The sequence below is a fragment of the Burkholderia savannae genome (assembly GCF_001524445.2).
GTDB lineage: Bacteria > Pseudomonadota > Gammaproteobacteria > Burkholderiales > Burkholderiaceae > Burkholderia > Burkholderia savannae.
In genome coordinates this window covers 1,583,378-1,605,339 of record NZ_CP013417.1, presented here as the reverse complement: position 1 = coordinate 1,605,339, position 21,962 = coordinate 1,583,378, and the positions used below count along the sequence as shown (strand labels likewise).

31 protein-coding genes and 1 pseudogene are annotated in these 21,962 nt (G+C 64.5%); 7 read left to right on the top strand and 25 right to left on the bottom strand.

All coding sequences use genetic code 11. The features are described from left to right. The first annotated feature begins 41 nt into the window (after nucleotides 1–41). From WS78_RS08120 to WS78_RS35685, 7 genes are read left to right on the top strand one after another with little or no spacing between them, the layout of a single operon-like run. Complete coding sequence (locus tag WS78_RS08120; RefSeq protein WP_059580888.1) at nucleotides 42–509, top strand: hypothetical protein; 468 nt, start codon at nucleotides 42–44, stop codon at nucleotides 507–509. Next, nucleotides 506–787, top strand: a complete 282-nt coding sequence (locus WS78_RS08115) for a hypothetical protein (protein ID WP_076823392.1) — start codon at nucleotides 506–508, stop codon at nucleotides 785–787. The genes WS78_RS08120 and WS78_RS08115 overlap by 4 nt, the downstream gene beginning before the upstream one ends. Before the next feature lie 59 nt (nucleotides 788–846). Then, nucleotides 847–1,272: a PAAR domain-containing protein gene (locus WS78_RS08110; protein ID WP_059580669.1), complete on the top strand. Its 426-nt coding sequence runs from the start codon at nucleotides 847–849 to the stop codon at nucleotides 1,270–1,272. A 2-nt stretch (nucleotides 1,273–1,274) separates the two neighbouring features. Then, nucleotides 1,275–1,778: a DUF4123 domain-containing protein gene (locus tag WS78_RS08105; RefSeq protein WP_059580663.1), complete on the top strand. Its 504-nt coding sequence runs from the start codon at nucleotides 1,275–1,277 to the stop codon at nucleotides 1,776–1,778. After that, nucleotides 1,771–2,244 carry a hypothetical protein gene (locus tag WS78_RS08100; protein WP_059580659.1) on the top strand — a complete coding sequence of 158 codons (474 nt, stop codon included), beginning with the start codon at nucleotides 1,771–1,773 and terminating at the stop codon, nucleotides 2,242–2,244. The genes WS78_RS08105 and WS78_RS08100 overlap by 8 nt, the downstream gene beginning before the upstream one ends. After that, complete coding sequence (locus tag WS78_RS08095) at nucleotides 2,129–2,722, top strand: restriction endonuclease fold toxin 5 domain-containing protein (RefSeq protein WP_226377235.1); 594 nt, start codon at nucleotides 2,129–2,131, stop codon at nucleotides 2,720–2,722. Before WS78_RS08100 ends, WS78_RS08095 begins: the two co-directional genes overlap by 116 nt. Nucleotides 2,723–2,724: 2 nt before the next feature. After that, complete coding sequence (locus tag WS78_RS35685) at nucleotides 2,725–3,426, top strand: immunity 52 family protein (RefSeq protein WP_059580656.1); 702 nt, start codon at nucleotides 2,725–2,727, stop codon at nucleotides 3,424–3,426. A gap of 35 nt (nucleotides 3,427–3,461) precedes the next feature. Here the strand turns inward: WS78_RS35685 and WS78_RS08085 are convergent, their stop codons facing one another. From WS78_RS08085 to WS78_RS07970, 25 genes and pseudogenes are all read right to left on the bottom strand, one after another. Further along, nucleotides 3,462–4,250, bottom strand: a complete 789-nt coding sequence (locus tag WS78_RS08085) for a DNA adenine methylase (RefSeq protein WP_059643804.1) — start codon at nucleotides 4,248–4,250, stop codon at nucleotides 3,462–3,464. A 143-nt stretch (nucleotides 4,251–4,393) separates the two neighbouring features. Further along, complete coding sequence (locus WS78_RS08080; protein ID WP_059608752.1) at nucleotides 4,394–4,939, bottom strand: lysis system i-spanin subunit Rz; 546 nt, start codon at nucleotides 4,937–4,939, stop codon at nucleotides 4,394–4,396. After that, nucleotides 4,939–5,436 carry a lysozyme gene (locus WS78_RS08075; RefSeq protein ID WP_059584747.1) on the bottom strand — a complete coding sequence of 166 codons (498 nt, stop codon included), beginning with the start codon at nucleotides 5,434–5,436 and terminating at the stop codon, nucleotides 4,939–4,941. The genes WS78_RS08080 and WS78_RS08075 overlap by 1 nt, the downstream gene beginning before the upstream one ends. Then, nucleotides 5,429–5,623, bottom strand: coding sequence for a hypothetical protein (locus tag WS78_RS08070; RefSeq protein ID WP_059584744.1), 195 nt, complete (start codon nucleotides 5,621–5,623; stop codon nucleotides 5,429–5,431). Before WS78_RS08070 ends, WS78_RS08075 begins: the two co-directional genes overlap by 8 nt. A gap of 75 nt (nucleotides 5,624–5,698) precedes the next feature. Next, nucleotides 5,699–6,751, bottom strand: coding sequence for a phage late control D family protein (locus WS78_RS08065; RefSeq protein WP_059584742.1), 1,053 nt, complete (start codon nucleotides 6,749–6,751; stop codon nucleotides 5,699–5,701). 9 nt (nucleotides 6,752–6,760) lie between these two features. Continuing rightward, nucleotides 6,761–6,967 (bottom strand): tail protein X, encoded by a 207-nt coding sequence (locus tag WS78_RS08060; RefSeq protein WP_024430935.1) that lies wholly within the window; start codon nucleotides 6,965–6,967, stop codon nucleotides 6,761–6,763. Next, entirely contained in the window at nucleotides 6,942–7,823 is an 882-nt protein-coding gene (locus tag WS78_RS08055) for a phage tail protein (RefSeq protein ID WP_059584740.1), read from the bottom strand. Before WS78_RS08055 ends, WS78_RS08060 begins: the two co-directional genes overlap by 26 nt. 8 nt (nucleotides 7,824–7,831) lie before the next feature. After that, nucleotides 7,832–10,231 carry a phage tail tape measure protein gene (locus tag WS78_RS08050; protein ID WP_059584738.1) on the bottom strand — a complete coding sequence of 800 codons (2,400 nt, stop codon included), beginning with the start codon at nucleotides 10,229–10,231 and terminating at the stop codon, nucleotides 7,832–7,834. 87 nt (nucleotides 10,232–10,318) lie between these two features. Next, a complete protein-coding gene (locus WS78_RS08045) occupies nucleotides 10,319–10,621 on the bottom strand; it encodes a phage tail assembly protein (protein ID WP_038777205.1) in 303 nt (100 codons plus the stop codon). Nucleotides 10,622–10,686: 65 nt separating this feature from the next. Then, nucleotides 10,687–11,190 carry a phage major tail tube protein gene (locus WS78_RS08040; RefSeq protein WP_059584735.1) on the bottom strand — a complete coding sequence of 168 codons (504 nt, stop codon included), beginning with the start codon at nucleotides 11,188–11,190 and terminating at the stop codon, nucleotides 10,687–10,689. 10 nt (nucleotides 11,191–11,200) lie between these two features. Beyond that, entirely contained in the window at nucleotides 11,201–12,370 is a 1,170-nt protein-coding gene (locus tag WS78_RS08035; RefSeq protein ID WP_059584732.1) for a phage tail sheath subtilisin-like domain-containing protein, read from the bottom strand. A 63-nt stretch (nucleotides 12,371–12,433) separates the two neighbouring features. Next, nucleotides 12,434–13,120 carry a tail fiber assembly protein gene (locus tag WS78_RS08030; protein WP_059584729.1) on the bottom strand — a complete coding sequence of 229 codons (687 nt, stop codon included), beginning with the start codon at nucleotides 13,118–13,120 and terminating at the stop codon, nucleotides 12,434–12,436. A gap of 13 nt (nucleotides 13,121–13,133) precedes the next feature. Further along, nucleotides 13,134–14,939 (bottom strand): phage tail protein, encoded by a 1,806-nt coding sequence (locus tag WS78_RS37510; RefSeq protein ID WP_059584727.1) that lies wholly within the window; start codon nucleotides 14,937–14,939, stop codon nucleotides 13,134–13,136. Nucleotides 14,940–14,952: 13 nt separating this feature from the next. Then, nucleotides 14,953–15,501 (bottom strand): annotated as a pseudogene (locus tag WS78_RS08020) (phage tail protein I); the annotation flags it as partial. Further along, nucleotides 15,494–16,387: a baseplate assembly protein gene (locus tag WS78_RS08015; protein WP_059584722.1), complete on the bottom strand. Its 894-nt coding sequence runs from the start codon at nucleotides 16,385–16,387 to the stop codon at nucleotides 15,494–15,496. The gene WS78_RS08015 and the pseudogene WS78_RS08020, both read right to left, overlap by 8 nt. Continuing rightward, complete coding sequence (locus WS78_RS08010) at nucleotides 16,384–16,728, bottom strand: GPW/gp25 family protein (protein WP_038717482.1); 345 nt, start codon at nucleotides 16,726–16,728, stop codon at nucleotides 16,384–16,386. Before WS78_RS08010 ends, WS78_RS08015 begins: the two co-directional genes overlap by 4 nt. Further along, nucleotides 16,725–16,922: a hypothetical protein gene (locus WS78_RS37505; RefSeq protein ID WP_082717484.1), complete on the bottom strand. Its 198-nt coding sequence runs from the start codon at nucleotides 16,920–16,922 to the stop codon at nucleotides 16,725–16,727. Before WS78_RS37505 ends, WS78_RS08010 begins: the two co-directional genes overlap by 4 nt. Before the next feature lie 92 nt (nucleotides 16,923–17,014). Then, a complete protein-coding gene (locus tag WS78_RS35680; RefSeq protein WP_157131151.1) occupies nucleotides 17,015–17,653 on the bottom strand; it encodes a hypothetical protein in 639 nt (212 codons plus the stop codon). Nucleotides 17,654–17,697: 44 nt separating this feature from the next. Next, entirely contained in the window at nucleotides 17,698–18,414 is a 717-nt protein-coding gene (locus WS78_RS08000; RefSeq protein WP_085701513.1) for a hypothetical protein, read from the bottom strand. A gap of 108 nt (nucleotides 18,415–18,522) precedes the next feature. Then, on the bottom strand, nucleotides 18,523–19,203 hold the full coding sequence (locus tag WS78_RS07995; protein WP_059584717.1) for a phage baseplate assembly protein V: 681 nt from the start codon (nucleotides 19,201–19,203) through the stop codon (nucleotides 18,523–18,525). A 2-nt stretch (nucleotides 19,204–19,205) separates the two neighbouring features. Further along, on the bottom strand, nucleotides 19,206–19,739 hold the full coding sequence (locus WS78_RS07990; protein WP_059584715.1) for a hypothetical protein: 534 nt from the start codon (nucleotides 19,737–19,739) through the stop codon (nucleotides 19,206–19,208). Then, nucleotides 19,729–20,259: a phage tail protein gene (locus WS78_RS07985; protein ID WP_059584713.1), complete on the bottom strand. Its 531-nt coding sequence runs from the start codon at nucleotides 20,257–20,259 to the stop codon at nucleotides 19,729–19,731. Before WS78_RS07985 ends, WS78_RS07990 begins: the two co-directional genes overlap by 11 nt. Nucleotide 20,260: 1 nt before the next feature. Next, complete coding sequence (locus WS78_RS07980) at nucleotides 20,261–20,551, bottom strand: head-tail joining protein (RefSeq protein WP_059584710.1); 291 nt, start codon at nucleotides 20,549–20,551, stop codon at nucleotides 20,261–20,263. Nucleotides 20,552–20,554: 3 nt separating this feature from the next. After that, complete coding sequence (locus WS78_RS07975; RefSeq protein WP_082717483.1) at nucleotides 20,555–21,580, bottom strand: major capsid protein; 1,026 nt, start codon at nucleotides 21,578–21,580, stop codon at nucleotides 20,555–20,557. 33 nt (nucleotides 21,581–21,613) lie between these two features. Next, entirely contained in the window at nucleotides 21,614–21,958 is a 345-nt protein-coding gene (locus tag WS78_RS07970) for a head decoration protein (protein ID WP_059584705.1), read from the bottom strand. Nucleotides 21,959–21,962 lie beyond the last annotated feature (4 nt).

The window sequence follows — 21,962 nt, the reverse complement described above, 5'->3', positions numbered from 1 at the left end:
CTCCGCGATATACTGGATGCCCATACAGTATTTATCGTATGATGAAACCTCGCTGGGCGTACATCTGGGAATACGGATTCTCGGGAAGCCGGGAACTGTTACGCACCCCGATCGAGTTGACGCACGAAGAATTCGAAGATTGGATTGACGAAAATCCCCGTGCCTGGCGCCTTATGCACACTGCGCCGCTAGAACACACGAAGATCGACCGCAACCGCGTGCCGCTTCGGGATGCGCATTTCAGGTACAAAGCCGCGATGCCTGAATTCGACGCGCCGAATACCGAGGAACTGCGCGCTATGTGGCGCACGCACACCGATCCGGATGTCCGTTGTCTGATTCTTGAGATCGTGATGCTCCGAAAGTCGCTCAGCGAAATCAAGACTTGGTTCGACAGGGTCGACCAAGAGGTGGTCGACAAGGGGCCGTTCGGAGGCCCGCAAGGGCACTTTCAGCGACTGCGCCATCTCCTTCGAAAGGAGATGCAGCGCGCGGGGATGATGCGATGACGATGACCTACGACGATGAACTTCGCGAGTTCGGCTGGACTGCCGTCAGCTCATACGGCTATACGCACCCGACCGGATGGTCGATCGGCGTCTATCGAGTTCGAGATCGTTGGGTTACGCTCCTCTGGGATGCACATTCGATTTACGACGAATACAGCGATCCGCTTGCAGCCGCTAGACACCACGCCGCGTTGACGTCGGAAGATGCGAGGGGCACGCCGACGCAAGATGTCGCACAACTGACAGAACTGACAGGTGTCGTGGCCGCACAACCGTAACAACCGCGTCTTCCGCACTCGATGGTAAATTTGCACGCAAATTGACACGAGAGGGCCAAGTGGCAAAGCGCGCGATCATCCGCGTCGGCGACACGACGACGCACGGCGGCAAGGTAATCGAAGGCTCGCCGACCTTCACGCTCGACGAGCGCGGCGTCGCCGGCGTCGGCCACAAGGTACTTTGCCCGCGCTGCAAGGGCATCTTCCCGATCCTCCCCGATCTGCTCGGCCGCCGCTACCCGCACACGATCGCCGATCGCGACACTGCCGTCGAGGGCATGCGCACGGCGTGCGGCGCGGAGCTGATCGCGTCGCAGGGAACCGGGACGATCGACGACGTCGGCTCGGGCAAACGCGGGGACGGCGGCTCGCCCGGCGGATCGGCCGTCGCAGCGGTTGCTGCTGTCGCCCCATCCCCCACCCTTTGCCTCGAATGCCTGAAGGCGGCGGCCAAGAACGCCGCGACGATGGTCGCGCGCGGATGACCATGACGCCGCCGGCCATCGAAGCGCATTTCGAGATGCGCCGCCAGCAAATCACGCTGCCCGTGCGACTCTTCGCGGTGATCGACGCGCTGCTCTTCGCCGAAGCCTCGGACGCCCCGCCGCTGCGCCGCGCGAACTACTCGATCGCGCTTTTCGACGGCACGCCCGACGCGTCGCTCGCCGATCACGGCCCTTGGCTGATCGATTACGCGCTCGCGCCGGGGCCGATCCGGCGCGTGCTCGCCGAGCTGGCGGCCGGGCCGGTCGGCATGTCGTGGCTCGTCAGCGCGTATCCGTTCCAGCGGCTGGCCGCCGAATTGCGCGAGCGCCTCGACGTGCGGCTCCCGGACGGCCGCACGGCGCTGTTCCGCTTCTATGACGCGCGCATCCTGCCCGACATCGCGCGCGTGATGAGCAACGCGCAGCGCACGCATTTCTTCGTCGCGACGTACGACTGGCTCGTCGAGATTGACGGGCAGCTGACCGGAGTGCATCCGCATGCTTGAACTGACCACGGAACAGGTCGCTGGACTGGCGGAGATCGACGAGCGCGGCTTCGTCGAACGCGTTCGGCAGGATCTCGTGAAGGAGAATCCTGCGTTTGCCGATGACGGCGGCTTGTCGTCCCGGTTATGGGCCGCATATCGCGCCGCGCGCGCATTCGGCATCGAGCAGGACGAGAACATCGTCGCGTTCTTGAGGCTCGAGGCGTACGCGCCGAGCTTCTACGAGAAGCCCGCGACGAAGGCTTGGCTCACGCGCCCCGGCCGCTCGGCCGACGCGCGTTTTCATGATTATCTACGCGTCATCAAATGGCGCATCGAACATCCGGACGGAGGGCTGGAACATGGCGGGATTGGTGTTTCCGGTGATAGAAGCGGCGGCGGTGGAGCTTGGACCGATCTTGGCGCGCGCTGGCGTCGCCTTGTTGGGCGGGGCGACGGTGGCGGGAACGGCGAGCCTGTCGGGTGACACGCCGAAGGAAGACAGCAAGGCGACGCCGGATGTACGCGCACTGCCGCGCACCGGCGAGAAGTGCAAGCAATGTCCGCCAGAGCAGACCGGCATCCCCGTGCGGAGGCATTACCGCATGAACCGCGAGCCTCGAGAATATCAGGGGCGAGTTACCGGCCGCCCGTATAGCGTCGAAGAAGGATGGAGCGAAGAATGGAGTTGGCTCGGCTTGGACTATGATGGGTTCCAAGCGAGTGAATGTCTGCTCCAAGAGGCGAAGGGCAACTTCGATCAGTTCTTCAGCCGCAAAACACGGCGGCCGATGAAGTGGTTTTCGGGTTTCCGCAAAATCGATCTACAGATCGAGGCTCGCGCCAATGTCGTACGAGCCAACCCTCCAACGAAGCTCAGGTATTACTTTCAAACACCACTGACGGCATCGTATTTCCGCGAGCGTCTCACCCGCAACGGCATTGCCTACGTCGTGACAGGTTAAACATGAAATTCTTCTCACGCTTCATCGACAGGTCGCGCGATGCGTCCAACCTCGCTGAGTACTTTGACGATCTAGGGAAGCTCGCCGAGGTGATCCACGAACACGCTCCAAAGCTCGATCACTGGTATCTGACCGGCGAGACGAAAGAGGATGCATTGCTTTACAGCGCATTCGAACACTGGAGGCCGACGACGGCGGCACTCGCAGTGGTGCGCACCGAGCGCGGCAGTAACGACTACGCATCCATCTCGCTGTGGGATGGCGGTGACGAGGAAGAGGAATCCGCATCCCTGAGCTGCGTGATTACGCCGAAGGACAATGCGAAAGAGATCGAGGCCGACTTCGTCAACGATCAGTTGTTCGCGATGGATCCGGCGCTCGCGATCGCCTCGACTCTGATTCAACTCACGTCGCCGTCATATCTGACCGTTCAGCCGTATGGCTACTTCGAGAAACAGGTGTTCGACGACAAGCCCGGCGTCGGCTGGATGCTCTACTTGCCGAAGGTCATTACGCAACAGCAGGTTCCGGAGGCTCGAGCGCTGATTCCCGTACCCGCCAAAGGCAAACAGACCGGCACGATCATCGTCAGCGTCACGGACGCCCCGTTCTCGATCGACAATCCCGAGCACGTCGCGATCGCGAACCGCATCGAGATCCGGCTCGTCGATCAAGACCTGCTCCCCGCCTACGTCGATATCTGAGCCAGCCGGCGCGATTGCCGCGCCGGCTGCACGCGTCAAAACAACCCGGCCGGCTCGGTTGAATCGTCCCAACTGAAAATGATCAGCTCGCGCCGCTCGACGCCCTTCCCGCCGCCTATCGTGTACTGAATCGGCACGCTCTCGATGTGGAAGCCGGCGAACACGCGCCGGATCTCCGGATGGTCGTTGAGGCTGACGATCGCGCGCCCCTTGATCGATCGCAGCCGCTCGGCCATCTTCTCGTATTCCACGAACGGAAACGCAACGCCGTACCCTTCCGTCTCGAAGTACGGCGGATCGAGATAGAACAGCGTGTGCGGCCGGTCGTAACGATCGATGCAGGTCGCCCAATCGAGCCGCTCGATGTATGCATTCGCAAGGCGAATGTGCGCCGCCGATAGCTCCTCCTCGATGCGCAGCAGATTCAACCCAGGCGGATGCTCCGTTCGTGTCCCGAACGTCTGCCCTTCGAGCTTCCCGCCAAAGCAACTTTTCTGAAGGTAGTAGAACCGTGCCGCACGCTGGATATCGGTGAGCGTTTCCGGGACCGTGTGCTTGAGCCATTCGAACACCTGCCGGCTCGTCAGCGCCCATTTGAACTGACGCACGAACTCTTCGAGGTGGTGCTGAACGACGCGATACAGGTTCACCAGCTCGCCGTTGATGTCGTTGATCACCTCGACCTTGGCCGGCGGTCGCATGAAGTAAAGCGCAGCCCCGCCCGCAAACACTTCGACGTAGCAATCGTGCTTCGGAAAACGCGGAATGATGTGATCTGCAAGGCGGCGCTTGCCGCCGATCCACGGAATAATCGGATTTGCCATTGTGAAAGCCGTTTTTAAACTTGATGTAGAATCCGGCCCGCCTACCGGTAGGTAGCAGGGCCTTGGCCGATTCACTGGCTCAGACAGTGGAAAGGCGACCGGCACGCGTGTTACAGCACGCAGGCCGGTCGCCCTGTTTCTCGTTACTTCCGCTCGCAGCTCGGCGTTTCGGGCCGAACCGCACACACATAGCCCTGTAGAGCCGTCAGTTTGTCGATCTCGAGCTGATCGTCTCCGGCGACGCCGAAAACGCGTTCCGCAACCGCTGCGTCGACGTCTGCGAAGGCGGCGGCACCATCGCCCATGCCGGCGGCGCTGGAAGCGCCGGACATGCCGTCGCGATCGGCTGCCGTGCAGTTTCGGACGGCGACGCGCAGCCGCTCAGTGCCAGCGGCAAGAGCAGCCCGCAGGCTGCGATTCTCGGCTTCATGCTCGTTCCTCTCCTTCGTGGTTCGTTGGTCGACGGCGGCCACCGCCGACGCCGCCGCATCGTGCGCGGCGATCGCACGCTGTTCGGCGTCGAGCGCCGCGTGCGAGATCGCGTCCAACGCCTCGGCGTGCCGTTGCGCATCGAGCGCTCGCGCGACCTGCTCGTCGGCAAGCCGGCGTGCGCCGATCAGGTGTTCAATCCCAGCGCCAGCCGCCATGCCAAGCAGCGCGGCCAACAGATACGGGGTTGCTTTCGGCATCACAGCCCCCGCTCACAGATCGCGCGCTCTTCCGCGCGCCGCTTCACCAAGCCGGGCAACTCCCGGCCCCGCGCCGTCACCCATTGCGGGCGACCGTCGTCGGACTCGTTGATCGCGCGGCATGCGCCGCGCAGGTCGCCCACGTTGAAGCGCTTCGCCGTCGTGCTGGCGCAGTAGGCGTTCGCGCCGACGTTGTATGCAAAGCTCACGGCCGCCGCGAGCTGATACGGACGATCCTTCAGCCCCGGCGTGCAACGCAGCACGGGTTCGGCGTGCGCAATCAGTTGCGTTTCGAGTGACGCGCGGCACTCGGCCTCGCTGTACACCCTGCCGACGACGACGTCGCGCGTGTCGCCCATGCACTTCGTCGGAATAGCGACCGGGTCGAGATAGCCCACCAGCTTGACGCCCTCGAACTTCGGCACGACCACCGTCAGCACACCCGCCGAGATCGCGCCGACGACGCCGGCAAGCGTCTTCTTCGGCACCTTAACCATGCTTGCCACCTCGACGCCCCTTGTTCTTGATCATGTAGTAGCACTGAAGGCAGATGTAGCCGCCCGTCAGAATCGACACGAGCAGCGACGCCCACCAGTTCGCGTCGTGCCCCGATGCCCACAGCCACAGCGACGACGCAACCGGCGGGGCGCTCTTCGCAGCGCTCGCCGCAATTTCGCTTTTCACAGTGATTGACTCCACAAATAGAAAGAGCCGCTCCGGTTGCCCGTGAGCGGCTCTGCTGTATGCCCTGCGTCCGCGTTACGGCTGCGGCGCGGGGATGACGAGATTGATCTTCTTCGCCTGCTTCTTGCCGTGTCCGGCCTTCGCCTTACCCTTGTTGCCGGCGTTCAGCACGACTTCCGTCTCCCAACTACGCCCGGCGTACTCGTGCGTCACCGACTCGACGAGGAAATCGCCGTCCGCATCGCGCTTGAAACCCTTCAGCGTCACGGTTTTCTCTGCTGACACATCGGCGCGGCCGAGCATCCGCAAGCGGCTCGTGGCCGTGTGCCGGTTCAGCTTCGCCAGTCGCGCGGACGCCGCGGCCTTCGCCGCCTGCGGACTGGCAAATGCGTGCCGCTCGGTATGGATCGCTGCAGCGCCCGGCGGTGCATCCGGATTCGGGATCACGAGATCGATCTTCTTGCCCGACTTCGCGTCATGCACCTTCGTGCGCACGGCTGCGAAGCTCGCGCGATCCGGAAACGCAATCTCGTAGTCGATCAGTTGCTCCGGCGCGAGCACGAGCGCCGGCAGCACCTTGCCGCTCGTGCTCTTGCCGCCGCCGATCGGTGTGACGATCAGCTTGCCGGCCTTCACGGTCGCCGTCGCCCCGTACTGCCGCGCGATCCGCGTGACGAAGTGCAGGTCGCTTTCGCCGAACTGATCCGCACGCGGCACGACCACGTCGATCGAGCATGCAGCCGCCCACTTGTTGCGCCGGGCGATGTCGCCGACGACGTCGGCGAGCTTCGCGTTCGACCAACTGCCGTAGCGGTGCGTCTTCGACGTCGCCCGCAGATTCGCCGGCCGCCCCCGGATCGCCACCGTCGCAGGCGGCCCGCGCAACACGATCTCGTCGATCGCGTACTCGCCGAGCAACGACAGCCCTTGCCCTTCCCAACCGAGCGAGATCTTCAGCGTCGCGCCCTTCGGCGGGAAGCGGATCACGCCGTCGCGGTCGTCGAGCTCGATCTCGCACTCGTCCGCCTCGAGGCCGGGCTTGTCCGTCGTCCGGATCCGCAGCACGCGGTCCTGAATCGTGCGCGTGATGTCCGCGCCGTTCGCGATGATCTGGAATATCGCCTGCATCGCCCGCCCTCACGACCAAAGCTGAATCGGTTCATCGCGCGGCGCGTCGAGATCCGGCAGCGTGATCAGCACGCCCGAGCGGAACGGCTGCGGTTCGCGCGCGAGGCCCGGATTCGCCTCGTAGACGGCTTCGACGGTCCCGCTCAGCGTGCCGTAGGCGGCATAGCAGAGCGTGTCGAGCACGTCGCCGTCAGATGTTCTTAAAGTCCTCGCCATAGCGGCCAAACTCCAGACTGAAGGTTTGCTTGCGTGGCGCTCCGTCCGACATGAGCGCCTCCTGTTCTTCCTCGATCGATTGCAGATACCACCGCCCGAACACGTCGCCCGTGCCGCCCGTCAGTTGCACCGGCTTCATCTGCCCGCCGATCGCGCGCAATGCCTCCAACTGGCGCGCGCCCGCCCCGAGCGCCGGGAACACGACGCCGGACAGCACGATCGTTTCGCCGCCCTGACTCACCGCCTGCAACGCTTCCGGCCGGTTCAGGCGCTCTTGCGAGGCGACCTTGTAGCGGGTCGTGCGCCGCAGCTTGTCGAACGCGGCCGTCGACAGCCCGAAGTTAAAGCGCCGCCCCTCGTCGGTCGTCAGCGTCAGCAGATGAGGGGTCGCCGACGAAGCGTCGCCGCCCAACGCATCGAACGCCGCGCCGAGTCCGGTCGCCTGCAACACGGATTTCACGGCCTTCGCGTTATCGGAGCCGACGACGGCGGCAAACTGCGTTTCAGCGCCCTTCAGCGCCGTCGTCACGGTTTGCGCCGCCGCGTGAATCTGCGGATGGTTCGAGGCGTTCGCGATCCGCAGCACGCTGCCGACCGCGCCGGCCGTCGCGCGAAACCCGCGCGTCACCTCGCCCACCTTCGGGCTCAGATCGGTTGCGACCGATAGCGCGCTGCTCGCACCGTTCAGCAGCTCGGCGGCCGACGTCAGGTTGCCGGTCGCGAGCTTCGTCAACGTGTCGACCGTGTTCCGGCTCGCCGCGCGATTGCGCTCGTAGACGCGGTTCACGTGCTGCGCGCGCTCGGCCGCAATGCTGGCCTGCGTCGCCGCCTGCGTGATGCTCTTCACGAAATCCATCGCCTCTCCTACAGGTGCGGCGCGTCGAACAGCGCCGACCGGTTGTTGTTGTTCATTGATTGGGTCATCGCCCGCTGGATCTGCGGATTGATCCGCGCGAGCAGCCGGTCGGCCATCGCCTGATCGCTACCGCCCTCCAGCTTGATGTTGAAGACCGGCGCAAAGCTGTTTTGCTGCTCGACCTTGAACGCGCGCCGCTCGGCGACGCCGGGCTCGACAAGCGCTTTCGCGTTCGCGACCGCGCGCGCGGCTTCGGGCGTGTCGCCGCGATGCTGGAACGCCCATCGCGTGAGCGCCCCGAGCAGCTTCTGACCGGCGAAGGTGCCGATCGCCCCGCCCGCGACGCCGCCGATCGCAGCGCCAATCGGCCCGCCGAACGCGCCGATCGCCGCGCCGAGCTTCGCACCGACCACACCGCCCGCGAGACTGCCGCCGATACCCGCGAAGTTCTCGGCCTTCCGCGCGCGTGGATCGTCGCCGGCCGCGACCGCGTAAGCGTCCTTTGCAGCGAGCCCGACCTTCAGCACCGTGCCCGCGAGCGCGATCTTGCCCGCGTACGGCAACACGCGGCCCGCCATACCGCCCAGCGCCCGGCCGAGCCGCCCGAAGCGTCCGGCCCGGCCCGCCTTGCCGCTCGCCACGCCCTCGATCAGATCGCCGACGGAGCCGCCGCCGATGCCGCCGCCCGGCAGGTTGACGACGAAGACACGCTGCACGCCGCTGGCCGCCGCGCCGAGCGCATCGAGCGCCGGCCCACCGCGCCCCGGCTTCGCTCCCTTGCCGCCCTTCCCGCCGCCGCCCCGCGCCATCCGCGCGCCACGCGCGACGTCGAGCACGCCGCGACCGATCGACCACGCCGCACGCGCACCGCGATGCGCGATCGCCGCCCCCGCGACGCCGATGACGGCCGCCGCCGCGCGCGGCGACGCATCGACGATGTCGCGCACCTTCGCGCCGGCTTTCTTCGCCTGCTCGCCCGCCAGATCCGTCACCGGCCGCAACGCGTCGCCGATGCTGCGCATCGCCTCGTCCCACTGCTCGACGACCTCTTTCCAGATCTGCTTGGACGCAGCGCGGCGGTCGTTGAGATCCTTCTCAATCTCGCCGCTCGCCGATGCGGCGTTGCGTTTCAGATTCGTGTAGAGGTCGGCGTTCTGCAAGTACGCGGTAAGCGCCGCCTTGACCTGCATGTCGGTAAACAGGTCGCCCGTCTTCATCGTCTCTTCGAACGCGCGAATCTGCTTCTGACGCTTCGCCGGATCCAGCTCGGCGTTGATCGACTTCGCCGCCTCGGCCAACTGCTTCGCCTTCGCCGGATCGACCCGCTCGATGTACGCGCGCGCGAGCACGAACGACGCTTCGAGCGTCGACCAGCCCTTGCCGATCGCCTCCTTCATCTTCGCTTCGTAGTCGACGCCGGCTTTCTCGTAGTTGCGCTTCGTCTCGCCCGAGCCGATTTTCGAGAACCAGTTCTTCAGGTTGTTCGCGGCTTCGTCGGGGTTGCCCGCCGTCTTCATCTGCACCTGAAGCATCGCGCCCAGCTGCGTCACCGAGTCCTGCCCCGTGATGCCGATCTTCTTCATTTCCGCGAGCAGCACCGGGAACCAGCGAGCCATGTCGACCGACTCGAACGAGCCTTCCTTGCCGAGATACGCGATCGCCTCCAGCGCCTTAAGCATCGCGGCCGGGTCCTTGATGTCCGCGTTCTGCTCCAGCGCCTGGATCATCTTCGCCGTCTCGACGCTCGTCGCGCCTTGGCCGATCGAGAACTTCGCCACCGCCGGCGCGAAGCCGAGCGCCCGGTCGAGATCCATCCCGCCCGCCACCATCTGATTGACCGCCTCGGCCAGCTCGTTGCGGTTCATCCCGTTGGCCAACGCATCGCGCCGAATCCGTTCGGACATCGCGCGCTCTTCTCCCGTGCGCGCGATGCCCGCCTTGATCGCGATGTCGCGGATGATCGCCTGATACTGTGCCGACACCATCGTCGGCACCGCGATCGCGGCGGTCAGCTTCATCGAATCGCCGACCGCGCCGCGCATCGCCTCCCGGCCGCCGCTCAGGCGCTCGTGCCCCATTGCGCGCAGTTCGAGCCCGCGCGCGGTGCGGCCGAGCCGCGCATACGCGCGATCGAGCCGGTCGACCTCGATGCCGGCGTCGCGCAGCGTCCGCAGATTCGAATCCAGCTTGCGCCGGATCGTCTCGGCCGCGCTGTCGCCCGCGCGATGCAGGCGGCGAAACTCGTCCTGTAACTTGATCGTCTCGCCGATCTGGCGCTGCCACATGCCTTTTTCAGCGGCCGTCTTGCGCAGCCCGACGATCTTCGATTGCGTGTCGGAGATCGCCTTGCCGAACGTCGCGGATACCGCCCCGCCGATCACGATCCCCAACGCGATTTCGCGTGCCATCTCCGCTCCCTGTCACGTCAATCCGTCAACCACCACACCAGCTCCTCAAGCGTCAAGTCATCGATCGCTTGCGGACTGATCGAACACTCACGCAGCAGGCGCTTCGCCATCGCCTTGACGGTCTTTTCGTGCAATCGGGCGAGGGGTTCGAAAGGAGTCGTACGCGCGTTGCATCGCGACGTAATCGGCCATGTCCATCTGTTCCAGCTCGTCGGGCGCGACGTCGGCGAGCATCGCGAACAGCGTGATCTCGCGCAGCTCGTCGTCGTCCTGCGCACGCTTGGTCGCGCCGCGCACGTCGCGCACCTTCGGGCGGCGCATCGTCAGCGTGTCGCGCAGCACGCCGTCGAGCGTGATCGGGTAGTCGAGCTTGATCGTGATCGTGTCCATCGTGTTTCCTCAAAGTAAAAAGGGGCGCTGAGCGCCCCTTGGGTTCAAAGTTGCTTTGCCGCGCGTTACATGCCGAGATCGCGGCGCACCTGTGCGAGCTGGTCGACACCGTCGATCACGCGCACGAAGCCGAACACGTCGATCTCATGCATGACCGAGCCGGCGATCTCCAGCTTGTAGTAGTTCAGCGACACGGCATATTTGATCTCCGCCTTCTCGCCCGGCTTCCACGAGCCGGAATCGACCTCGGTCAGCATGCCGCGCATGTGAACCGCGATGGCCTTGCTGCCGCCCTTGATGTCGCGAAACGACCCGCGAAACGCGGCGTTGAACGCGGTGCCGTCCGCGATGCCGAAGAACTTCAGCACGTCGCGCTCCAGCGTCGACATCGCGAACGACGCTTCGAGCGCCTCCATGCCTTGATCCGTCTTGACGGCGGCGTCCATGCCGCCCGCACGAAAGTCGTCCGTCTTGATCTTCAGCTTCGGCGGCGTCACCTCGGTCGTGCGGCCGACGAAGCCGCGCCCGTCGACGTACATCGCGAGATTGAATAGGGTTTCCGGAATCACGCGTCACCTCTTACTGTTGGGTATCGAGCACTTCCGTGAGCCACTGATTCGTGATCTCGAAACGGAAGATCGGGTTTTCGGCGGGCGGGACGTCGGTGAACCGGATGTTCCAGTACACCTTGCCCTGCTCGAGCTGGCTCGCGCTGTTCAGGCGCGCATCCGCGTAGACTTCGAAGTTGATGACCGCGCCCTGTGTGCGCAGATCGCGCATGAACGCTCGCAGCCCTTCCGTGACGTCCTTCACGTACGTCGCCGTGATGCCGCGGTCGACCGCCCACTTGTGGCCCGCCTGCACCGCGTCCATCACGATGTCGAGCGTGCGCACGCGCGTGACGAACGTCCATTTCGGATCGGCCGACAGCGTGCGGTTGCCCCACAGCCTAAAACCGCCGTCGCGGATGATCGTCGTGACGAACGCGTTGTTCAGCAGGTTCGCGCGGCACGTCTCGTCGCCGTCGAGAAACTCGATCGGCCGGCTCGTGCCCGTGATGCCGACGATTTCCTTGTTCGACGGCGACGCCCAGAAGCCGATCGCCGCATCCGTCTGGCAGAACATGCCGGCCGCATACGCGGACGCCGGCGCGTCGGTGTCGACGTTCGCGCCCGTGTCCCAGTAACGCACGCCCGGATCGACCAGATACAGCCGCTTGCTGCCGAAGTTTTTTGCGTACGCGATCGCCGCCTCGTCGTCCGTGTTCGGGCCGTCGAGAATCGCGATCGCGCGCAGCTTGTTCGCGAGCGCGTCAGCGGCCGTCGCGACGGCCTGCTTCGACGTGTGGCCCGGCGCGATCAGCAGGCGCGGTTGCAGGTTGAACAGCGATTTGCCGTCGAGCAGCGCTTGCAGGCCGGTTCGCTTGCCGGCCGCCGAGACGCCGCCAATCACGTCCGACGCGAGCTGCGCGGCGTCGCCCTGCTTCTCGACGCCGACCGCGACGATCGCCGCCTTGCTCTGCGCGAAGATCGCGCGTGCGGCTCGCGCGACGGCGCTGTGCTCGCCGAACGCCTGCGCCGCGTCGTGCTCGTTCGTGAGCCGCACCGGCACGCTCGGTTGCACGAGATCCGCGCCCGGCGCGTACGTGTCGACGAGGCCGACCACCGACGACGACGGCACCGCGATCGTGCGCGGGCCGACGTCGACGACGGTCGTCGTCACACCGTGATAAAACGAGGTAGCACCCATTCAGGTCTCCAGAAATAAAAAAAGCCGCTCGGGTGAGCGGCTTCGATGACGAGCGAGTGGCGGTTACTGCGACGTGTCGGACGACGCGGATTCCTCAGCGGCCTGACTGGCCGCCGCCTGTTCTTCCGCCCGCAGCTTCTCCTCTTCGACCCGCTGTTTCTCCTCGACGGCGATCCGGATCGCCGCCTCGTCCGGCTCGTCCGGCCACACGTGCGACGCCGGGAACTCGGCCGACTCGACAATGCGCACGAGCGCCATCTGATACGCGGCCCACGCCTCGAAGAGCGCGCGCTCGAACGGATCGAGCTGCCCCGCCGCGAGCGCGTCAGCCTTGCCGCGATTCTTCGTGCGCGCCTTCTCCATGCGCGACGTGAAGTCGTTCATCGCCGCCTCGCGCTGCTTGCGCGCGACGATCTGCTCGTCGACGCGCCACGCGCCATCGCGCCAGACGTGCTCGTCGGACGGGCGCGGTGTCTCGGTCAGGCCGACGTCTTCCGGCTTCACGCCTGAGCGCGTGATCTCGGCCGGCGACCCACTGTCGGTGCGGTACAGACGCACGCCGCGATAGTCGGGCAGCAGCACCCATGTGCCGTCTTTCCAGAACGGCCACGTGAGCGGCGGGCGCTCGGGCAGCGGCTCGGCCGTGCAGAACGCCGGCACGAGCCAGCGCTTCGAATTGAGCGGATCGATGTCCGCCAGAAAGCTGACGACGTATTGGCCCGTCGCGTTGTCGTATTGATTGCAGAGCATGTTTTCTCCCTTGTCAGTAGGCGCGAAGCATCGCCATCACGGCGACGTTGCGCGGTCTGGATTCGTTACCGCCGTCAGCCGTGACGCTGACCGTGTGTCGATGACGGCCGCCGCCGCCGATGCCGACGTTATGGCCGTGACCGCCGTCCGTCGCGATCGCGTGGCTGTGCCCGCCGGCAACGCTCGTGCGGGACTCGCCCGCACTCTGCTGAACGGAATTCAGGCCCGGATAGCCCTGCCCGCTACCGGGCGCGCCCGGCGCAGTGTGGACGTGATCCCCGCTCCACTGCGTCGCCCCGCCGTGACTGTGGTTACCCTGCGCGTCGGTCCACGCCGTGTGAACGTGATCCGGTGCCTCATCCGTCGAGGCTGCGTGCGCGTGCGAGCGATTCTGGCTGTCCTGTGACGTCCCGATTCTGCGATCGACATCGAATCCGCGTCCGTCGTCCCAACAGCGCATGAACTCGCCGCGCAGTTCGGGAATCCGGAACGTCGCCGCGCCGTCACCGTCCGAATAGCAGCCCCAATTGCCGGTCGACCAGTCCTTCTCCGCGACGAGTGCGCCGCTTGCCTGCGCGTACGCCCACAGCGCCGGATAATCCGCGCGCTTGAGCACCGCGCCGTTGCACTTCAGATAGCCGGCCCGCGCGCTCGTGCGCATCTCGAAGACGATCTGTCCGACGGACGCCGTTGAAATCGCATCGGCAACCCATTGCGTCGTCGCGAGACGCGTCGAACGATCCCCCGACGGCGGCGTCGGCCCCGTCACGGGTTGATCGAACACAGCAAGCGTCGGCGTGAAGCGCAACACCGAATTCGTATTGCAAGTGACGCCGAATACGCCGTCCGCGAGGTGATAGAGACCAGTATCTGGCGCTCCGTCGTTGCCGAATGCGAGCGATGGTGCGGTGACGCTGCCCTCGGCCAATACGATGCGCGTGCCCGGCTCGCACGTCAGGTCGCCCTTGAGCGTGCCGCCCGTGTTCAAGTCGAGCGGCGTGAGGTTGCCTTCGTGCCACGCGATCCGGCCATCGATGCGGAACGTGTGGTCAGCAAACATGTATTGATACGACGATCCCGTCGACGACCACCAGCCGGTGCTGAGCTGGTTCGCGTAGAGGTACCCGTCGGCCGGACCGAGCTTGATATGCCCTTCGTTTGCGTTCCGTCCCACTTCGAGATCGTGGGCGATGTTCACGGTGCCACCGAAGACCGTGCCCGATCCGTTTCCGTCGATGATGACCTGCCCCGTCGACAGTGACCACGAGAACGGCCGATAGTCGTTGAACCCGCCGTCCGGGACGCCCTTCGGCGTCGACAGGAGATACACGCTCCATCCGTCGTTGCGGATGAACGCGCCGTAGCCGTCGCAGACTGCACGGAACTGCCCGCCGTCGCCGTGATCGAGCCCGGCACGCACGCCGTTGTCGAACGACGCCGCGACCGACGTGCGCATCTTCCGCTGACCGGTCGCGTCGAGCGACCATTCGGCAGCCGGCACCCCCTTCAAAGTCACTTGGAGCACGCCCGCCTTCGGCGAGAAGAGCCCCGTGTCGGGGTCGCCGTCAAAGCCGAATCCGGCATTGCTGCCGGCACCCGATCCGACCTTGCCGAGCAACGCGCCGGTCATCGCGTCGCCAGCCTTCGATACCTTGTCGCTGTCCTGCTGCTCGATCGCCCCCTTCAGATAGAGCGTTCGATTGGCAAGTTGTTTCGCTTGCACGTTGTCGATCCCGTCCGGACCGCCCATCACCGGGTCCGATGTCTCCAGCTGATAGACGCCCTCTTCCCATTGAGCACGTTCCTTCAGGTTTGCCATGCTGCCACCACTCCCGTGAATATTGGCCGTTGCGGACGGCCGTACCGTTGTGGCGGATCGCGACCGCCGAGTAATCCAACTTGACCAGTTGACTGCGCGCGGGCGCGTAGCGCTCGATCGCGCGCACCAGCGCCTGCCCTTGATCGCGCGTGATCGACCGCTTCAGCTTCACGATGTACTCGGCCCACGCGCTCGCGCGCCCGTGAACGTAGTTGCCGTCCCGCAGCGCCGAGCCGTCGCGACGCTTCGCGACCCGCCCTTCCTGTATCTCGATGTCGCCGAAGCCGAGCCGTCGAACGATTTCGCGGACGGCCCACGGCGTGCCCTTCTTTCGGTGCAGCGCCAACGATCCCTTGATCAGCGCACGCCGCGCATCGTCCGACTCGGCCAGCTCCCACCCGTCGACGGCGACGGACCACGCGAGCCACGGCAGGAACGCGGCCGGGCATCGATCGACGTCCATCAGCGTGCGAAGGATCTCCGGATCGACGCTCGGCCGCAGCACGCGCGCGAGCGCGGCTTCGAGCGGCGTCTGATTCAACGGCAATAGACGCTCACTCATCGAGCACCTTCAGATTCAGGACGACGGACGTGCAATCGGCGAACTCTTGCCCGTTACACGTGACGTCGCCCAACGGGGCTTTCAGGTCGACGCGCGCGACGCTGCTGCCGCGCGGATGAAGCGCGCCCGCGATCGCCGAGCGCGCCATCCCGAGCTTGAGCCGGCGTGCCGCGTCGATCGCGGCGTCGAGATCGCGCCGACGCTCGGCCAGCACGACGGCTGGGTCCGGGCCGCGCCCCACGTAGACGTCCGCCTCGATCACGAATGCAACCGGCCGGGCCGGCACGACGAGCACCGTGTCGGTCAACGGCCGCACGTCTTCGGCGGACAATGCGGCGCGCACCTTCCCGAGCAACGCCTCGTCCGCGACACCCCCGTTCGACTGCGACATGATCGTCACGCGAACCGTGCCCGGCTCCGGACGATCGACTTGCACGTCGAGCACCTCCGGCGACACGTCGAGCGCGTGCTTACGATAGGCGTCGATCGGCCCCGCGTCGGTCGACGTCTCGATCGCCAGTTGCGTGCGCAGTCGGAACCGCTCGTCGCGTTCGTAGACCGGCGCGCGCGGCGGCGTCGCATCCGGATCGCCTGGATCGACGAGCGCTTTCTCGACGCCCATCAGAACCGCGACGTGTTCGAGATCCGCGCCGGTCGCGTACGCGAGCATGGTCGCCCGCGCAGCATCGTTGAATCGTGCGCGCGATCGGATCTCGTCGTATGCCGCCAGCTCGATCAGCTTGACGACCGGATCGGATTCGAGCGCCGCGCTCCAGTCCGGATAGATGCGCTTGAAGTACGCGAGCTTCATCTGATACGCCGTTTCGAAATCGAGCGTCTCGACCAGATCGGGCGGATGGAGCAGCGACAGATCGATCATCGTCATGCCGTCACCTCGAAGATTTCCGCCTTGCCGTCAACCTCGCCGCGAATCTCGAACGTCACGCGCCCATCGACGACCGCAAGCGCGGCGACACGTTCAAGCTTGATTCGCGGCTCCCATCGCCCGATCGCGCGCGCTGCTTCGGCCTGCGCCGACGAGATCCACCCGCGCGTGATCGGCAGGTCGACCATCGCCGGGATGTCCGAGCCGTACTCCGGCCGCTCGCGACGCGTGCCCCGGCGCGTGCCGAGGATGTCGCCGATGCTCTGCTTCAGGTGCGCGAGGCCCCTGAGTGGTGCGCCGGTCCACCGGTCCATGCCGACCAGTTCGCCCGCGACGGTCATACGCGCCCCTCAAGCCGGTTGAAGTCCGGATGGGTATCGAGATACTCGACGTGCTGCGCTTCCCTCGCGACTGCCTCACCTTTGATGACCCGCAGCACCGAACCGTCAGGAAACACGACGACACGACTACGGAAACGCGTATCGAGAAAGGTTGCGCTCGTTGGCGCGAATGCTCGCGAAACAACATGTGCCATCGGATACCCTCAGAATGAAAAAGCCCCGCTCAAGGCGGGGCTCAAAAAAGTCACTTTGAAAAATTCCAGTATCTCACGACGATACAGCGCTATTACTCGGCTCGAAGGAGGGTAAGCCGAAGAGGTCGAATCTCGTCGCCCTTTGCTTTTACGCAAAAATCGCCGCCTTTTGCCCATAATTTCGCTTTTTCCTTCCGTTGCTCCTCATTCCAAGTCGTCGATTCCACGGATGAAAAATTGAACTGCCCTCTGCAAAGCAACAGAACATTGTTGAAGCTGAAACGAGTAAATGCATAGGCGAAGTAAGCGGCAGGTTGACCATCAACCTGGGGTTTTACAGGAACAACATTTATCCTCACAGCCCGCATTGCCGCGACAAGTTCAGGTTTGAGAATCTGGTATATGTGCGGCCGCTCCTCCAGCACTCCACTCGCCCTCATAATAAAAGTTGTCACAGGCGCAAAGTACAGCACCCCTACAAATAATAGATATCCAACAAATACACATACAAGCATCATCGCCTTTGAAGCACGGACTGTTGAATTCCCTCTAATCTTCACAAGCAGGTAGGCCAATCCCGGTGCCATACCAGCCATACTAAACACACCCAAAAGCAAGAAGATCAGCAAAGAAGCAACGGTTCCAAACTTCGCGTCACTGAACAACTCCAAGCACAGGAGCATCGGAACAGATACCGCTACAGCTCCAAGCGTAGCGAACAATGAAAACATCAGAGCTCGCCCACAATACCGCAACGCCCGCATTATGACCTCGTTCATCCACGAGCGATACGAATACCATTTCTTCGATGTATCCCGGTCACCAGGGGCATTGGACTACCACCGATCCGCCTCAAAAAAATATTCCTATTCCTAATCACGAAATACAACGCCACAACATAAGCGGCGACGATGGACATCGTGTAGGCAAGCCAAGGTGGCTGATCAAGCGCGATAACGGATAACGCCAAGATGAAGAGCCATCCAATCGGCGTGGAAAGATGCAACCTCCAGACCGCACGGGACAGATCATCCTTGAATTTTTCATCACCTGACGCAGCAATTTCTTCGTATGCACTGACGACCGGCCCAATGATCATCGATGGAAAAATGAATTGCACAAAGACAGCAAACATCAACAGGCATGCCGTCACAAACATCACAATGAAGCCAGAAATGGACACCACCGCATCCGAAAAAAGCTGCTCCCAGCCTATCTTTCGTAGATAGCTCCACAGCATCATCGCCGGAAAGAACAAGAATATTGGCGCGAATTTCCACGCGACATCAAGAGAGTCCTTTATTACGGGTATAGAGGCAGAATAGAAGCCAAGTATGCGCTTCAAAGTAACCTTTATCTCGCCAGACTCTTCTTTTCTTCGTCTTATCTTCTCGGCTTCCAACTTTTTATCCGGCGATCCGAATATATTTTCTTTCTCCGCCACCTGCGCACCGTCATCTCCGCTCGTTGGATCGAGTACTTTCGTATCCATTTATGCTGGCCCCTCTTGGAACGAATTCGAATTTGAGAGCTCGATTCTAGATCCTTAGAGCCATCCGTCGACCTCGTAAAAATACCGGTGCAGCGTGACTTCTGCCATCTACATAGGCGGGCTCACTGGAGCTCCGTCGCCTTGCTCCACGTGACTGTGCCCAAGGAACGACTTGCCGCCGATCTCGACGTCGGCCGTATAGCGAGCGCCGCCGTCGACTTCGACTGCCGGGCCGCCGTTCGCGCCTGCCCGGCCCTGCATGCCGCCGTTGAACGTCAAGCGCTGCTCGGTCGTCGTGTTGCCCGTGAACGTCGAATCGGGAACGTCGCCGAGCAGTTTCTCGGTGCGCAACGTCACGCCGTCCGCGCGTAGCTCCAGTTCCGTCTCGCCGATGCGGAAAACGATGCGCCCGCCCGCCGGCACGTCGATCCGGTACTCGTGCGACGCGTGGTCATAGACCTGCGACGCCCCATCCGGGAAGTCGAACGCCGTTTCGCTCGCGCTTCGTCGTGCTGCCCCACCGTGCTGTTCCGCGTAGTAGCCCGGCACCGCGTACGCGCTCGACAACTCGCCGGACGACGAGAAGACCGACGCCTGCTCGCCTTCGGACGGCGGGCGCCAGAAGCGCACCGCGCCCGCCGCGACCGTGAACCACGGCAACCAGTCACTGACCCAATCGCCGACGCGCACACGGCATCGCGGCGGGTCGTACGACACCGCGTCGACCGTGCCTTGCTGCACGAGGCACGCAAGCCGCCGGTCGATCTCACCGATTTCATACTCGAGCATCGTTACTCCGCATAGTCGGCCGGCGCGTCCTGCGCCGGGTCCCAATAGCTGCCTTCGTTGCCCGGCCCCGTTTCCGGGTCGACACCCCATACAAGCGTGCTACCGCCCGGAATCTCCGCCAGCTCACCGCCGATCCCGAATTCGTGCGTCCATTCGACGAGCCACACGAGGTACGTATCGAGCTGGGGGCGAAACGGGTCTTCGCCAACCTGAACCACCCTGCCGGGCGCGATCGGCAAGCCCCACGTCTGCATGTGAACCGCGAGCGCGACGCGCGCGGCAATCTCGCGCACGTGCAGCTCGTGCCCCGCGCCGTACGGATCGACGATGATGCGCGCCTGCATGCGACCGATCAGCGAGACGCAACCCGTTCCGTCGTCGTGCCCCGGCTCCATTTCGGACAGTTCGACCGCAATCAACGGCGTCGGAATCTGCGCACCGATCTCCGGATACGCTTCGATTCGTTCGATCGTCGGCAGTGCTTCGCGCAGGCCCTTCACGATCGCGTCGTGCAGCAATTTGAGGTTATCGAGCACGTCCCATCACCTTTTGTAGTTCGTAGTTCACTTCTTGCCGCAGGATCGTCAAGAGCCGCTGCTCGCACGCCTTCGCCGCGCGGCGAAACGCCGGGTCGCCTGTCTCATGCCAATCGACCGTCACGACGCGATACGGCAGCCGTGCCTTCCCGACACGCTCGAAGATCGGCCCGTCCGGTTGTCGCTTCGACTGCCGCCACGCGCCCGGAAACGACGAACGGCCGGCGCGCATGCCTTTGCGCGTCTTCACGACCGAGCCGAGGCGGTGCGCCTCGATCGGGTTCAAGCCGAGCCACACCTTGCCGGTATCGGCCGACCGCAGGAAAAAGTAGAGGCGTCGGCGGATCGCTTTCTGAGGAATGCGCGTCGCCGCGCTGACCTCCTTCGCCGTCTGGCTCTTGATCCACGCGGCCGTCTTGCGCAGCGTGCGTCGCCACGCGGCCTGCATCGCGGACGGCGAGATGCCCTGCAGGACGGCCGTGACCGCGCCGACATCGATTTCGACTTTCAGTGGGTTCATGTCATTGCAACATCAGGATCGTCCAGCCCGTGCCGTCCGGTTGCGCCTCGACGACGCGATAGCGCCCGCTGTGCGTGACGACGACGCTGCCGGGCCGGATGCCGACGGCGTCTTCGTCGATCACGTGCAGCATCGGCGCGACCAGATTCGTGCGTTTCGACCCGAGATCGGGGCCAAGCCAAGGCGCGTTGAACATGCCGCGCACGGGACGGCCGTCGACGACCACGTCGTCATCGGCCAGATCTCGCAGCACGGCCGCGTCAACGTCCGCAATCAGATCGTGGAACGCCACGCGTCACGCCTTCAGACGGATGCACGCGCGCGGGCGCGTGCAGAGGTGGATCGGGTTCGACTGCGCCTCGATCTCGACGCCCTTGTTGAACGGCATGACTTCCTGCCGCGCGTAGTACGGCAGGCCGATCGTGTTGACCGCGTCGACATAATCGCCGGGCGCGAAGCGCGAGATGAACAGATCCGCCACGCCTTCCGGCACCGCATACGCTTCGTCGTCGCCGACGAACGGGATGCCGCCGACCTTGCCCCGATAGCGCTCGAACACGATGCCGTCCAGCTCGATCGCGCCACGCGGATCGCCGCGCAGCGCCGCAGCCGCCGCCGTGTTGAGGAACGTCTCTTTGACGGTCGGCAGCGTCAGCAGCTTGCGCCAGAAGTTGCGCCCGCAGAACGCGCGCACGCTCGAAAACGGCACGTTGCCGAGCGCATCCTCGATCGCTTCGAGCGTGTCTTCGTTCTTGATCCGGATCTCGGTCTTCGCGTTCGACAGCTCGTATTCGATGACCTGCTGCTCGATGCCGAAGCGATCGAGCAGGTTCGCGACGACGTGCTTGCCGTCCGCGTCGAGGATCACGCCGCGAACCGCGCCGAGGCGGTGGTATTCGTGCGTCGCGTCGATCTGACGACGCATCTTCGCGAGCCGCTTGTCGACGTAGCGCTGCACCGTCTCCAGTTCCGAATCGTCGCCGAACGCGCGCAGATTCTGGATCTCGTCCGCCTTGATGACCGCGCGTTGCGGCAGGTGGACGGTGTTGAACGGAATCAGGCTCGGCTTGCTGCCCAGCACGTTCGGCGCGGGCGAGCCGCGCACACCGGCCGCCACGAGTGCGAGCGTGTCGCCGTCGCGCTCGATCTGCACCGTCGTCGTCGTGATGCCTTCCTCGTCGAACAGGCCCGTCTCGCCGAGGCGGCCGGGCAAGTGCGGCTGCTCGTTGATGGACGCCGTCAGGGACGACAGCGAGAACGCGTCGTCGTTGAAGATTGCGATGTCTGCCATATGCACTCCAGAAATGAAAAAGCCGCGCATCGGCGCGGCTTTGGGATAAGGGATTCGCCGGGATCAGCGGATGACGATGTGATGCGCGGCCAGATCGTCGCGGGCGGGCGCGTCGAGGCCCGCGAGCAGGCGCGCGTCGACTTCGGCGAGCCGCTTGATCGCGACCGCCGGGCGCGGCGTGTCGGACGCCGGCAACGGCGCGTAGAGGATCGCGACCGCGACTTCCGCGCCGGTCGCCGCCGCGTTGTCGTACGGCGCGTATTCGCCGGTCCCGATCGTGCCGAGCACGCAGCCGGACGGCAGCGCCGGGCCGGCCGCGACCGTGATCGCATCGCGCGAGATCTGGCCGGGGCCTTCCGAAATCAGAAATTCGGCGGGCAACGTGCCCAAAGTCTTGATGTTGGACATTCAG